Origin of the sequence: Selenomonas sp. oral taxon 149 str. 67H29BP, from assembly GCF_000146365.1 — a bacterium.
GTDB classification, from domain to species: domain Bacteria; phylum Bacillota; class Negativicutes; order Selenomonadales; family Selenomonadaceae; genus Centipeda; species Centipeda felix.
The window spans coordinates 148450-161371 of the sequence record NZ_GL397087.1; the positions used below are offsets into that span (position 1 = coordinate 148450).

A 12922-nucleotide genomic window follows, 5' to 3' on the forward strand; every position below is an offset into this window, starting at 1 on the left:
AGCAGAGCAGGAGGAAAAGCGGCCGGAGAAGGAAACCCAGGCAAAAAAGCCGCAGGAAAAGAAGACGACAAAAGAGCTGGTCAGCGAGGCAAGCAAAGCCTTTAGTGACCGTATGCAGGAAGCCCACGCCAGTGGGAATGCCGTCTGGCAGAACCCGTACGAAGAGCGGCAAAATATCCATGCGCCTGTCCTGATCTATCAGGGCAGGGATGGAGAACACAAGTCGTTCTATCCGCCTGTTGCGAATATGCTGCCCGCCGTTCAGCATCAGCTGGATATTGGCAGTCAGGATAATCGCTGGATTCCCGCCAAGGAAGCAGGGGCGAACCCCGACATCACCATCCGTAAGGATGCGAAAGCCGTTACCTTTGTGCTCTTTACCAAAGACAAGCAGCCGTATACGAAGAAGTTCTTCAATATGGCCGACGTGTCAGGAAAAGGCGTTCCTGCACTTGCGCCGACACCGGAACTGCGGCGGGATACCTATCTGCACGATATGATCGACTATCTTGCACGGCGCACCGAGCGCGGCACGTTCAAGGGGGACAACTACTTCCTGATGGTCATGGATGCAAAGGAAGCGGCCAACAAGAGCTATCAGGCGAAAAAGGAAGTCTACGACTTCCAGAACCTCGACTACGGTACCTACATGAAGGCACGCCTTGAAGCCAATCGACGGCTGGACGCGATCCTGGGCGCGGATGTCCGGGAAGTCGTTCCCGCGAAGGACTACGAAAAGACCTTCATTCAGCTGCTGGCAAAAGAGATTCGCGAGCCGTCCAAAGAGACGAACTATGTCATTCGTGCGGCACGTAAGGCACTAAATGAGCTGAAATGGCAGCAGAGCCATGTAAAAGCGGCGATGAAGGCTCTTGTTCCACAGGCGGCGTTCGATTCGCTGGCACGCAGCGGGAAGATGCCGTCGCAGACACTCTTTATCATCGCAGTCAAGGGTGTGGAGCAGAACAATGCACAGGAGGCCGCCCGCTGAAGGAGGTGAACACAATGACGGATGAAGAGATCTATGAAATGTACTGCGGAGATGTTGACGACATGCCCGCAGATGATGCGCTGATGGAAGACTGAGCGCAGCTGCAGCAAGTGAATCATGAACGAAAGTCGGATGTTTTGCATCCGGCTTTTGTGTTTCTCATCAAGTTCTAACAGGAAAGTAAAAAAGATAGGAATTTTTTCCATTTCCTGTCACATATACTAAATATGAAATGGATGTGAAAGATTTACGTGAACAACAACACGTGTTTATGCGGTACACCGCATAGAAATCATATCTGTTTCTGAATGAATGGTAAGAGTATAGGAACGACGAGGAGGAACGGTCATGCAGCTTTTGGTGGCAAATGACAATGGAAACGCCGAACAGGATCTGGTGATTAACGGCCAGCGAATCAGTGCACCGAATGTTTTTGCGCGTGTCGGGAAACTGGTGAATTTGGACGAACTGAACCCGGAGTATGTGCTGAAGCACATCCACGACAATCTCATTGTCTCCGTGGAGGGAGCGATCTACTACGTCGGCGCGTATGCACTCTCGAGCGGGCAGCAGTGCCGGTCGATCACCGTCGGCGTAGATAATGACAAGGTGTCCAGCGATATTGTCTATGTGAATACGCTCGCACATATCGCAGGAGAGGCAGTCGCTGCGTGCTATCGGGAGAGCGGAGCTGTTCCTGATACGGGAGACGCGATCAAGGTGCATGTGGATATGGCGACAGCGATTCCCGTGTCCTACTACACGAAGGCAAAGGCGGCCGCATTCGCCGAGAAGTTCATGCACAAGCAGCATAAGGTTACCGTGTATGTCGGGGCAAAGGAGTATGTCGTTTTTATTCAGTTTGATTTCGTCAAGGCGATCCCCGAGGGAGTCACGGCAGCACACGCCTTTATGCACCGTCCGACACTGATTCATCAGCCCGAGAACCTTTCCGCCGGAAAGTTCAAGACGCTGCGTGTCCTTCATATCGCCATCGGTGAGGGCACGACGGAGTTTCCCATCACGACGGGAATCTCCTTTAAGCCCGACTTTATCATGGGGACGCATAACGGAAACGGCCACGCGATTGAGCGGGTGCTGGATCCGTTTAAGAGGGACTTCGGATTGCAGAGTGTGACACGGCAGGATTTCTCCCGCTATCTGCGTGATGCTGCACACAAGTATCATGATGCAGCCATGTCCTATTTCATGCCGGCACTCGAAGATGAGGCGGAGGAAATCCTGACGATGGCCGAGCAGGTCATTTCAAGAGCCAACAACGAAGTGGATGTTGTCGCTGTCTATGGAGGCGGCTCTATCCTGATGCGTGAGGCACTGGAAAAGCGGCTTATGGCGTTCTGCACACGGGCGAAGATTGAGCTTGCCTACATCGACGATCCAAGCGATGCCGTGTTCCTCGAGGCAGAGGGGCTGAACGCATTTATCAACAGCCCGCTCTTTCAGCTGCTGGGCGACAAGGCACGTAGTGGAGAGAAAGGATAACGGAAATGGCAGAGAAGAATGTGATCACAAAGTCCGTCTGCTTCCCACGGACAGCGGAATTTGAGGAGTTTGTCGCAAAGCAGAAGAATTTCAGTCGGACGATGTGTATCCTGGTTCAGCAGTCCATCTTTCAGCACGGCGGTAAGATCGTTGATGTGCTGGAGGAGTATGAAAGCGTGAGCAGGGACATCGTGTTTCGCCGTCAGATCAGCGAGCTCTCAAAAACAATGGAGGAGAGCGAAGGGGGACTGTTCCTCGTCGATGAAAATCCGACGATTCCTGCCGAGGAGGAGCACCGGAGGGAAGAACCAATGGCATCACAGGGGGATGACAGCATCCCCGAGGGCTACCAGTAAGAGGTTGTTGTCGCGGCATCCGCTCTGCGGTATAATTGATGTAGGAGGCGAGGCGCATGGAGCAGTACAAATATAATCCGAGTGACTACGTTGATTATCTCTGTGAGAGCATGACGAATTTTTACGCGGCACTTCCAACGGCGAATGCTATTGACTTATCTTGTATCTGGCAACGGATTTTTTTCGACACGAAACAGGCGATGAAGGAGCGCTTTATATCTCCTGATGAACGTGATGCTATCCTTGATTATTTTGGAGAGTTGATACCGGAGGATGAAGCTTTATCATGAGGCGCAATCAGGCTTATGAATCCTATGGGAGGCGATAACGATGGAGTACAAATATAATCCGGAAGACTATGAAGAGGTGCTTTGTGAATATATGACGGCATTCTACCGGGCGTATGAGGAGAAGAACCGTGCTTTCATGATCTCGGAAATGGAGCATCTTTTTTCCGAGACGAAATATGCTATGAAAGAAGGAGATATTACCTCTGCTGACCGTGAGGAAATGTTGATGTATTTTGGAGGATTGCTGGATGCTTGATTTAAGATATGCAGAATGGCTCCCAAATCGCTTTGGTGGTTCCGAGAGCAAGTGGACGATGGAGTATGAAGGGAAACTCTACATGGTGAAATTTCCAGACCCCAATCGTTCGCCAAAGCAGACAACATTGAGTTACATTAACAATCATTATTCAGAGTACATAGGCTGTCACATTTTCCAAACACTTGGAATCCCCGCGCAGAACACTTTTCTAGGCCGTGGGACTCCACCCAACAGCAAAAGAGAGAAAGTCGTTGTTGCTTGTGAGGTCTTCTGTCAAGATGAACCAGGCTACCTCATTGAATTTAGCAAGTTTCTTCTGCATGAGACGGACAGTGAGAAGCGGAAAAAAACGACCATTGAAGATGTCATGCGCGTGATTGACGAGGATGTGACGATAAAAAACAAAGCTCAGCTAAAAGAGTTCTTCTGGGACATGTTCGTAGTGGATGGCTTTATTGGCAATGGTGATCGTCATTTGGATAACTGGGGGGTCATTGCCCATGCAGACAAATCGCTTACTCCTGCTCCTGTATATGACTGTGGGTCGGGACTTTCTCCGTTATCATCTGACGAGAAAAAAATCGTCCTTTTAGAGGATGCTGTCAGCTTCAAGAATACGGAATACAATCTGTGTTCTGCCTATCGTTATCAGGGAAAACGAATTTTTTACCACGAAATCTTCAAGAACCCGCCGGAGGACCTGCATCGTGCGATCCAGCGCATCGTGCCGAGAATCAAGACGGCATCCACACAGATCGACCGGCTGATTGACAGCACGGAAGGACTATCGGACATCTCCAAAGAGTATATGAAAAAGTCCCTGCTGCTCAGAAGGGAGCTGATCCTGCTTCCAGCTCTTAAAAAATGCAACAAGAGGGACGAGTCGCGGGGCTTTGCCCGGTAATATGGGGATGCAGCTGCGCACAGAAATGTGTGCAGCTTTTTCAAAAGGTATACTTTTTAGGAGAGTGGCAGCCGGCATGAAAAAGTGTCTCAAAATATCATGTATATCATTTTGAAACATCTCAAAAGTAACATAGAGGTTTTGAAACAGATTGATCGAATGATGAAGGGAAGGAGGGCAAGATGAACATAGGATACATTCGTGTCTCCGACAAAAGTCAGAATCCTGATCGGCAGATTGAAAAGATGAAAGAGATCGGAATCGAGGAGCGGTTTATCTTTGTGGATCGACAGAGTGGGAAAGACTTTTCACGGCCGGCCTACCAATCCATGAAGCGGGTTCTCCGCGCAGGGGATCTGCTCTACCTGGATGCGCTTGATCGCTTGGGGCGCGATTACGACGGGATTATCGATGAGTGGAAAGATATGACACGAAACATCGGTGCCGATATTGTCGTGCTGGAGCAGGAATCACTGTTTGACAGCCGCAAGTTTCGAGAGATGGGGGAACTGGGAAAACTGATGGAAGACCAGTTTCTCAGTCTGCTCAGTTACGTTGCTGCGCAGGAGCGTAAAAAAATACGCACGCGGCAGCGGGAGGGGATTGATCTTGCACGACGGAAAGGCGTGTGTTTTGGCCGGCCACGGGTCGAAACGACAAAGGATTTCAGAGAGACCATAGAACGATGGAGGAACGGGGAAGTGACGGCAAGGGAAGCGATGCGCATTTGCCGTATGAGCCCGTCGACCTTCTATCGCCGCGTAGAAGAATGGAAGGAAGAGTTACGATGAAGCGATTGTTGTTGCTGCTCCTCTGTATGCTGGCCTATATGTCGGCAGCGTTTGCCTCGACATGGCAGGAGGACGTGGAGGCCGTTACAAGCCATCCAGAGAAAGTCTATGAAGTGTATTGCGGAATGCCTTATGAAGACTTTGAACAGACATGGGAGAATGTACCGAACTGGAGCTGTAAGGATAAAAAGCCGCGTCGGCAGATATTTGAGAAGATCATGGAAGGAACGCCACCGCTGCGGGAGACGTTCACCGTGCTCGGTGACCGTACGAGCGTCATACACATGGAGGTTTCCTTCCTGACTGATGACAAGAAGCTAATGGACTGGATCTTTAACTATACGCGAAACCGGTTGGCCATCAAATTTGGCAATCCGGGAGAAGTTGAAGGGTGCCAGGTCATCGACATGAATTATCCGACGTTTATCACATGGCCGGGACATCCTGTAATGCTGACACGCGGTTCCGTTGAACGGGGCGGAAAGACGTACCGGGTTACGATTATGCTTTAGCACACATAACGATGATAAATAGGGACTGCACCAACTAGGCGCAGTCCCTATTATCGTCTCAATTATTCCTCGTCGTAATATTCCATAGCCCATATCTTGTACTTTTCGAATCGCGGGAGCAGTTCCTTTTCAATATGCAGTGAATCGAAGGATTCTCCATTGGAAAAGTACACGTCGGCCAGGCTTTCCTGTATCACTTGGTTGTCGCCATCAGCACGTAAAAGATCATTGATGGTTTGATTCACAGTTGTGCATAGAAGGCCATTGCGCCGCTCATAGTCTACCGTATCGAAGGATGGGATTATGTGCTCCCGCGTTCCCTTCAAGTTTAATGGCGATAATACGTAAATGTCGGCCGCCTCATGAAAACTGCTTCCGTTGGATAGACCTAAGTAGTCCGCAGCAGTGTCGTATGCCAAGATGCAGGGCGCATCCTTCAGCAGATCGCGCAGATAGTCATTATATGTGTATATTGCCATTATCCTCATCCCTCCTTCCATGTCTTAGTCATATCTTATCGGAAAATGATGCTTGCTGTCAACGAATGAGCGTCTATAGATCACGATACATCCGCTTATTTGCCTCTTCCTCTTTTGCTGCATCAGACATGAGTGTCCATGTTTTGAGTGCAGAATTATCGTCCCGCATGGTGGCGACAAGGCTCGCATAATGTTCATTTCCAGAGACAGCCTCGGCGATAATACCGGGTCTGTCTTTTACTTTTTCCGGCGCAGCGATCTTGTAGCGTCTCACGTCGTTCCGATCTGTTTTTACCGCTTTGGCGAGCGCATCCATTTGCACTTTGGCGCGATCCATCCTTTCTGTCGCACGATCCAGCCGTGCTTTTAGTGCATCGTATCGTTTCTGATACGGCGCATTTTTCCGTATGATGCCGAGGGCGATTTCTTTGATTTTTTCCTTTCCCTGTGGGGCGTCAATCTGTGCGGGCAGACGTTTTTGCCATGCGGCCAGTTTTGCTTTCTGCTCGGCCAGTTCCTGTGCTTTTTTCGTCAGCGCATCACTTCGTTCGTCGAGTGCACGCTTGCGATCCTGATACTCCGCATAGGCATCCCGATCATCAGGAGATGGGATCGGCCGCCTTTGAAAAGCTACGATTTCCTGCTCCAGTTTTGTCCGATCATTTTGCAGATAACCTTCTTTCTTCTTCCAAGCACGAAGAGCTTCTCGCAGCTTTTTGAGTTCTCCCTTTGTGTAGATATTTGCCCCCATCTGCAAGGCGCGATCCATGGAAAATCGACGACATTTGGGGGATTGGTTTCGGAAGCATCTGTGCATGAAAATGCCGAGGGAAATCCTTCTGGTAACGTGAGTCAAGCGACCACACCGGAGGAGACATTCCGTTCCGAATCTGCTGTGCAGTGACTTTGACAGAGATACGACGAGGATGGTAGTATATGGATAAGCGACAGCTTTCTATGGACGAGATACAACGCGCGTAAAAGGAGCATCAGCGATGGTTGGACACAAATCATCAGTCTGGTACTCAGGCAGATTTCTCCAACTGCGATTTTCGCAGCTTCGATTTTTATTATGAGAAACGTGGGGAGCTACATGAGTTTCGTTCCATGAATTTTCGTGGAGCTGATTATGTCAGATGATGGAGGTATTACGATGCAGTATTGGGTAGATGCAAAACGATTGAATGACTTCATCACACTCCGTGAAATGACGATTGATGATGTCGAAGCGGAATGCAGTACGAAAGGACGACATGACGTTTTCCAACGTTTGGTAACAGAGGGGGGACCGACGCGTGAGTTCTTTTTGATCGGTGAGATTGGTCGGGCAATCAACGTCCCCAGTCCAGAATTTGTGAAATGCAAGATGGAAGAAGGCGATGGGACAGATGATCTTGCTGCAATAAAGAAAAAACAACTGATGCCGCTCGATTATGATGAAAGTCATTACATTGATCAGAGCATGGGCATTGAGCGTTTGAAGGAACGCGGTATAATCTGATGGATCACTAATGTGCAGGGTAGTACAAAAGATAGGTTTTTTTCCTCGTTTCAAGATATAGGTATGTCTTGAAAGGAGGCTTTATCTATGCGACCTGTCTGCCAAGACTGGGGTAAAGTGATGCGGCTGCGCAAGGGGAAGTAAGGGAACTTCTGGGCATGCGCCGGTCATCCTTTGCCAATCACAAAGACGCTCTGCCTTTTTGAATACCCGCTGCATGAAAAAAGACGAGTTGTGCAAATCGCAGGGCTCGTCTTTTGACTGTAATCTCGTTGTTGGTTGATCCGTCACTACGATCTATTCTCTTCTATTTTTGCCCCTAATTTGCCCCCTAAGAGATTGAAAAAGACGTAGAATATGTGTAATATGGAGAACTGAGAGAAAAAGAGTAGGCGAAATACACAGTTTGAGATATAATGTTAAACTGCTGTAGTTTTGCTGATATGGTCGAAGGAGGATTTAAATACTGTGGAAATATCATTGGCGGAGATGCTAAAGGTCGTTATTCTGGGAATTGTTGAGGGACTCACCGAGTGGCTTCCTGTGTCCAGCACAGGGCACATGATCCTCGTTGATGAATTCATTCGACTGAATGTATCAACTGCCTTTATGGATATGTTTTTGGTGGTCATCCAGCTCGGCGCTATTCTTGCTGTTGTGGTACTGAATGCAAAAAAGCTAAATCCGTTTCTTGGAAGTAAGACTAGATCAGAGCGACGTGATACATTGGATCTCTGGGGGAAAGTCATCGTTGCCTGTCTGCCTGCTGCGGTGATCGGGCTCGCGTTCAACAAATACATGGAAGAACATTTCATGAATGCGCCTGTTGTTGCTTCCATGCTGATACTATACGGTATTCTTTTCATTGTTGTAGAGCGCTGGAATAAACGCCGGACGCCGCGTGTCGATAGCCTTGCTGCACTGGACTATCGTACGGCATTCATCATTGGCGTCTTTCAGGTGCTTTCGCTCGTTCCGGGGACGAGCCGCTCCGGGGCAACAATCCTTGGCGGCATTATCTTTGGGGCTAGCCGCTATGTCGCAACGGAATTCACCTTCTTTCTCGCCATTCCTGTCATGTTTGGCGCATCCTTTCTGAAACTTGTCAAATTTGGCTGGCACTACACGGGGGCAGAACTGCTTATTCTCGCTGTTGGCATGGTAACAGCATTTGCCGTGTCGATTCTCTCGATTCAGTTTCTCTTACGATACATAAAGCGCAACGACTTTACCGCGTTCGGCTGGTATCGTATTGCTCTTGGCATCCTAGTACTTGCCTATCTCTTTATGATTGGTGATCCGACGAAGGAGCAGTGAATGAAACTTATTGCGGGGCTTGGGAATCCCGGAGCAGAGTATGCCAACACCAAGCACAACGTCGGTTTCATGCTGATCGATGCTCTGGCAGAGCATCTGAACGTCTCTGCATGGAAAGAGTATTTCTCTTCATCTGTTGCAGAGGCGCGCATCGGCGGAGAAAAGATTTTCCTTGTCAAACCATTGACTTATATGAATAACAGCGGGGAAGCGATCGGCCCCATGCTTTCCTACTACAAATTGAGCAGTGAAGATTTGATCGTTGTTCACGATGATATGGATATTCCTGTCGGGACAGTACGTATTCGGAAGAAAGGAAGTTCAGGCGGGCATAATGGGATTAAATCCATCCTTTCCCATGTCGGCAGCGAGGCGTTTGCTCGTGTCCGTATTGGCATTGGGCGTCCGCCAGCCGGATGGACCGTCATCAACCACGTTCTTGCTCCATTTGCACCAGAGGATACGCCAAAGATTCGCGAGGCGATAGCATATCTTTTGCCCGCAGTGACGTGTATCGTAACGGATGGGACAGATTTTGCAATGAACCGCTATAATCCACATCGGAAGAAGAAAAAACATCAAGAGGGCGATCATGAAACGAACGAGAACGGCGACACTTCTGCATGAGAAGAAGGATAGGATTACGGCAGTCTATGCCGACCATCACGGCAACATCTGTGACGCAGCGAATTTACAGGGGTTAGGTCGAGTTGGCACATTAAATGTTTCACTTCATCCCGATGAACTCATTCCGCTTCCTGACAGTGCTGATCTTATGTTTATGCCTTCGCATAAGGCGGTGGGTCTGCGTATGGATGGATGTGAGGAAGAGATCAATGGCACTGCCGTAGCCGCCATTCTTCCACAGGGCTATACCCGAACCCATCTTCCTGCTTTCCATCGCACAGATGATACATCTCTACTCCCATTATATGGCTATACGGCCGTATTGTCCTATCGCGGACAGCTGTGGGTGACTGCCGTATATACGGATGAAAATGACAAATGGGATCCATCCAACTATAATGGTACTGGACTCAAGAAGCTGGTGCGCCGCACGATGAAAGAGCTCCCCCATAACCGCATCGTAGAGCAGGTGGGGAACTGCTCGCTGAACTATCATTGCCTCACGGCACAGAACCTGTTCTACCGGCGCTGGGAATGCGGTGTGCCGACATCACCCGCCTGTAATGCCAACTGTCTCGGCTGCATCTCCCTACAGAGTTCAGAATGCTGTCCGTCTCCGCAAGAACGAATTACATTCGCACCGACAGCAGATGAAATCGCTGAGGTCGGCATCTATCATCTCTCGCTCGCCCCGGATGGAATCATCAGCTTTGGACAGGGCTGTGAAGGTGAACCGTCACTTGCCGCGGATCGGATTTCTGATGGAATCCGTAAAATACGCAGCGTTACCACGCGCGGTCAAATCAATATGAACTCCAACGCCGGATATCCGGAAGGCATGAGAAAAATTGTCGATGCAGGGCTTGATTCTTTGCGTGTATCCATGATTAGCGCACGGCCTGAAAGCTACAATGCATACTATCGCGCAAGCTATCAGCTGGACTCTGTTAAGGAGTCCATCCATTATGCATTGAAACACCAAGTATATGTCTCCATCAACTTGCTGCATTTTCCGGGATTTACCGATCGCCCCGAGGAACTCCATGCGTGGCAGCAATTTTTCCGCGAGCTTCCGGTTCAGATGATTCAGATGAGAAATCTCAATATTGATCCGACACAATTTCTGCAAGTCATGCCGGGGGCGGAAGGGATGCCCGTTGGGACGAAAAATTTTATGCATCTTCTTCATGAAGAATTTCCGCAGCTCGTCATTGGGAGTTTCAGTCACTATGTTGCCAAAATGCCATGAATCAACAGTATTTTTTTCTCGCAGATATGAACGATTGACTTATTGCGCTATATCGGATAGAATGTCCCCATGCATCATCTGATGCATGGGGGATTTCATTTATAAAAAAGAATTAATCTTAGCGCTGGCTCTGGGAAGATGTTTTCTCAGAGGACGAGGAGAAGGTTGTCGAGCCGTCAGCGGATGCCTTCCGGCATACTCTGCCGATAGGCTGTGGTCAAATCATGCGGGTGACCGCGTGGACAAAGCTGCAGTCAGAGTGAAATCCCTGAGCGATGTTTTACTCGATCAGGAGGTATTTTTATGTGTGGAATTGTTGGTTATGTCGGTGATCGTCAGGCAGCAAAGTTCCTGCTGGATGGTCTGTCCAAACTGGAGTATCGTGGTTATGACTCAGCCGGAATCGCTGTTTACGACAACGGAAGCATTCGTGTCGAGAAGAGCGTTGGACGCCTATCTGCACTTCGTGACAAGATCAAGGGAAACGTCCCCGTTGGCAACATCGGTATCGGTCATACACGTTGGGCGACGCACGGTCGTCCGTCGGATGTGAATGCACATCCCCATGTGGATTGTCACAACGATTTTGCCATTGTCCATAACGGCATTATCGAAAATTATCTTTCACTGAAGGAAGAGCTCATCGAAAAAGGTCATGTATTTAAGTCCGAAACGGATACAGAGGTAGTTGTTCATCTTCTGGAGGACGTATATCAAGGCGATTTCGTTGCAGCTGTTCGCGAGGTTCTGCGTCGTATCGAAGGGTCTTATGCTCTGGCATTTATGAGCCGCAAACACCCGGATATGCTTGTCTGCACAAAGCAGGACAACCCACTGATCATTGGCCTCGGCGAAGGGGAGAACTATATCGCCTCGGATATCCCCGCGATTATCTCCCGTACACGCCGCACCTACATCATGGGGGACGGCGAACTTGCCATTGTACACAAGGACAGTGTCGAGATCACTGACCGCAAGGGCGAGCCCGTTGCCAAGAAGGTATTTGAAGTCACATGGAATGCTGAGGCAGCAGAAAAGGGCGGCTATGAGCATTTCATGCTCAAGGAAATTCATGAACAGCCGAAAGCCGTTCGTGACACGATGAGCCAGCGTATTACGAGTGACAAAAAAAGTATTTCTTTTGAAGAACTTTCTTGGACCCCCGAGTATCTCAATTCCTTCAACAAGATCTATATTGTCGCCTGTGGTACGGCATATCATGCAGGACTCGTTGGGAAGTACTATATTGAGAAAATGGCGCGTGTCATTGTCGAAGTGGATGTCGCATCAGAGTTCCGTTATCGTGATCCGATCGTCGATGACAAGACGCTGCTGATCGTTGTATCGCAGTCCGGCGAGACAAGTGACACTCTTGCAGCACTCAAGGAGTCCAAGCGTCGTGGAGCGAAGACACTTGCGATTACGAACGTGGTCGGATCCTCCATCGCACGCGAGGCAGATCAGGTCGTTTACACATGGGCAGGACCTGAGATTGCCGTCGCATCGACGAAAGCATACACAACACAGCTTGTTCTCTTCTTCATGCTTGCACTCTATATGGCAGAGATCAAGGGAATGATTGCGCCAAAGCGTACGGCGGAATTGGTAGAGCATCTGCAGGAGATTCCCTCGCAGATTTCAGAGATCTTGTCTGATGTTGATCCCATCAAGACCTTTGCCAAGCAGTACGGGTTCAATGAGGATGTTTTCTACATTGGCCGTGGTCTTGACTATTCCGTATCCCTCGAGGGAGCACTCAAACTCAAGGAGATTTCGTACATTCATGCGGAAGCCTATGCTGCGGGCGAGCTGAAGCATGGTACGCTTGCTCTGATTGTAGAAGGCGTTCCGGTCATCGCACTGGCAACCCAGCGGAATGTCTACGAGAAAACGCTCTCCAACATCAAGGAGGTCAAGGCGCGTGATGCTGTTGTTATCGGTATCGCCGCCGAAGGGGATACCGAATTGAAAAAGTACGTGGATCATGTGATGCACGTACCGGCATCCGACGAGTTCATTATGCCGATTCTCTCGGTTATCCCGCTTCAGCTGCTTGCCTACTATGCTGCAATCACACGCGGCTGCGATGTAGATAAGCCGCGGAATCTCGCAAAGTCTGTTACCGTAGAATAATATCGTACAT

15 protein-coding genes are annotated in these 12922 nt (G+C 49.3%); 13 read left to right on the forward strand and 2 right to left on the reverse strand.

Annotated elements, in window-relative coordinates:
- The 8 genes from HMPREF9166_RS00760 to HMPREF9166_RS00795 all read left to right on the forward strand — a co-directional run.
- Positions 1 to 991: hypothetical protein (locus tag HMPREF9166_RS00760; RefSeq protein WP_175279219.1), on the forward strand; the 991-nt coding region annotated here is incomplete at its 5' end.
- 348 nt (positions 992 to 1339) lie between these two features.
- On the forward strand, positions 1340 to 2494 hold the full coding sequence (locus HMPREF9166_RS00765) for a ParM/StbA family protein (protein WP_009442125.1): 1155 nt from the start codon (positions 1340 to 1342) through the stop codon (positions 2492 to 2494).
- 5 nt (positions 2495 to 2499) lie between these two features.
- Complete coding sequence (locus HMPREF9166_RS00770; RefSeq protein ID WP_009442126.1) at positions 2500 to 2850, forward strand: hypothetical protein; 351 nt, start codon at positions 2500 to 2502, stop codon at positions 2848 to 2850.
- A 56-nt stretch (positions 2851 to 2906) separates the two neighbouring features.
- Entirely contained in the window at positions 2907 to 3140 is a 234-nt protein-coding gene (locus HMPREF9166_RS00775; protein ID WP_009442127.1) for a hypothetical protein, read from the forward strand.
- A gap of 40 nt (positions 3141 to 3180) precedes the next feature.
- Positions 3181 to 3396 carry a hypothetical protein gene (locus HMPREF9166_RS00780; protein WP_009442128.1) on the forward strand — a complete coding sequence of 72 codons (216 nt, stop codon included), beginning with the start codon at positions 3181 to 3183 and terminating at the stop codon, positions 3394 to 3396.
- On the forward strand, positions 3389 to 4303 hold the full coding sequence (locus HMPREF9166_RS00785) for a HipA domain-containing protein (protein WP_009442129.1): 915 nt from the start codon (positions 3389 to 3391) through the stop codon (positions 4301 to 4303). Before HMPREF9166_RS00780 ends, HMPREF9166_RS00785 begins: the two co-directional genes overlap by 8 nt.
- A 182-nt stretch (positions 4304 to 4485) precedes the next feature.
- Complete coding sequence (locus tag HMPREF9166_RS00790; protein WP_009442130.1) at positions 4486 to 5094, forward strand: recombinase family protein; 609 nt, start codon at positions 4486 to 4488, stop codon at positions 5092 to 5094.
- Positions 5091 to 5606 (forward strand): hypothetical protein, encoded by a 516-nt coding sequence (locus HMPREF9166_RS00795; protein ID WP_009442131.1) that lies wholly within the window; start codon positions 5091 to 5093, stop codon positions 5604 to 5606. The genes HMPREF9166_RS00790 and HMPREF9166_RS00795 overlap by 4 nt, the downstream gene beginning before the upstream one ends.
- A gap of 62 nt (positions 5607 to 5668) precedes the next feature.
- On the opposite strand, the gene HMPREF9166_RS00800 is transcribed toward HMPREF9166_RS00795, so the two are convergent.
- Positions 5669 to 6085 carry a hypothetical protein gene (locus tag HMPREF9166_RS00800; RefSeq protein WP_139062642.1) on the reverse strand — a complete coding sequence of 139 codons (417 nt, stop codon included), beginning with the start codon at positions 6083 to 6085 and terminating at the stop codon, positions 5669 to 5671.
- Between the two features lie 73 nt (positions 6086 to 6158).
- Entirely contained in the window at positions 6159 to 6854 is a 696-nt protein-coding gene (locus HMPREF9166_RS00805; protein ID WP_009442133.1) for a hypothetical protein, read from the reverse strand.
- Positions 6855 to 7238: 384 nt separating this feature from the next.
- Here HMPREF9166_RS00805 and HMPREF9166_RS00810 point away from each other — a divergent pair, with 384 nt between their 5' ends.
- From HMPREF9166_RS00810 to glmS, 5 genes are all read left to right on the forward strand, one after another.
- Positions 7239 to 7586, forward strand: a complete 348-nt coding sequence (locus HMPREF9166_RS00810) for a hypothetical protein (protein WP_050749684.1) — start codon at positions 7239 to 7241, stop codon at positions 7584 to 7586.
- A 468-nt stretch (positions 7587 to 8054) separates the two neighbouring features.
- The gene (locus HMPREF9166_RS00815; protein WP_071586063.1) at positions 8055 to 8903 is read left to right on the forward strand and encodes an undecaprenyl-diphosphate phosphatase; all 849 of its coding nucleotides are present in this window, start codon (positions 8055 to 8057) and stop codon (positions 8901 to 8903) included.
- Positions 8904 to 9530: an aminoacyl-tRNA hydrolase gene (gene pth / locus HMPREF9166_RS00820; protein ID WP_009442136.1), complete on the forward strand. Its 627-nt coding sequence runs from the start codon at positions 8904 to 8906 to the stop codon at positions 9528 to 9530. It abuts the gene before it with no gap.
- Positions 9496 to 10779, forward strand: coding sequence for a radical SAM protein (locus HMPREF9166_RS00825; RefSeq protein WP_009442137.1), 1284 nt, complete (start codon positions 9496 to 9498; stop codon positions 10777 to 10779). The genes pth and HMPREF9166_RS00825 overlap by 35 nt, the downstream gene beginning before the upstream one ends.
- 303 nt (positions 10780 to 11082) lie before the next feature.
- A complete protein-coding gene (glmS, locus tag HMPREF9166_RS00830) occupies positions 11083 to 12912 on the forward strand; it encodes a glutamine--fructose-6-phosphate transaminase (isomerizing) (RefSeq protein ID WP_009442138.1) in 1830 nt (609 codons plus the stop codon).
- Positions 12913 to 12922 lie beyond the last annotated feature (10 nt).

Excerpts from the sequence above, each read along its gene's own strand:
- HMPREF9166_RS00765 (WP_009442125.1), top strand. The coding sequence starts at position 1,340 with ATGCAGCTTTTGGTGGCAAATGACAATGGAAACGCCGAACAGGATCTG.
- HMPREF9166_RS00770 (WP_009442126.1), top strand. The coding sequence starts at position 2,500 with ATGGCAGAGAAGAATGTGATCACAAAGTCCGTCTGCTTCCCACGGACA.
- HMPREF9166_RS00775 (WP_009442127.1), top strand. The coding sequence starts at position 2,907 with ATGGAGCAGTACAAATATAATCCGAGTGACTACGTTGATTATCTCTGT.
- HMPREF9166_RS00780 (WP_009442128.1), top strand. The coding sequence starts at position 3,181 with ATGGAGTACAAATATAATCCGGAAGACTATGAAGAGGTGCTTTGTGAA.
- HMPREF9166_RS00785 (WP_009442129.1), top strand. The coding sequence starts at position 3,389 with ATGCTTGATTTAAGATATGCAGAATGGCTCCCAAATCGCTTTGGTGGT.
- HMPREF9166_RS00790 (WP_009442130.1), top strand. The coding sequence starts at position 4,486 with ATGAACATAGGATACATTCGTGTCTCCGACAAAAGTCAGAATCCTGAT.
- HMPREF9166_RS00795 (WP_009442131.1), top strand. The coding sequence starts at position 5,091 with ATGAAGCGATTGTTGTTGCTGCTCCTCTGTATGCTGGCCTATATGTCG.
- HMPREF9166_RS00800 (WP_139062642.1), bottom strand. The coding sequence starts at position 6,085 with ATGGCAATATACACATATAATGACTATCTGCGCGATCTGCTGAAGGAT.
- HMPREF9166_RS00805 (WP_009442133.1), bottom strand. The coding sequence starts at position 6,854 with ATGGATCGCGCCTTGCAGATGGGGGCAAATATCTACACAAAGGGAGAA.
- HMPREF9166_RS00810 (WP_050749684.1), top strand. The coding sequence starts at position 7,239 with ATGCAGTATTGGGTAGATGCAAAACGATTGAATGACTTCATCACACTC.
- pth (WP_009442136.1), top strand. The coding sequence starts at position 8,904 with ATGAAACTTATTGCGGGGCTTGGGAATCCCGGAGCAGAGTATGCCAAC.
- HMPREF9166_RS00825 (WP_009442137.1), top strand. The coding sequence starts at position 9,496 with ATGAAACGAACGAGAACGGCGACACTTCTGCATGAGAAGAAGGATAGG.
- glmS (WP_009442138.1), top strand. The coding sequence starts at position 11,083 with ATGTGTGGAATTGTTGGTTATGTCGGTGATCGTCAGGCAGCAAAGTTC.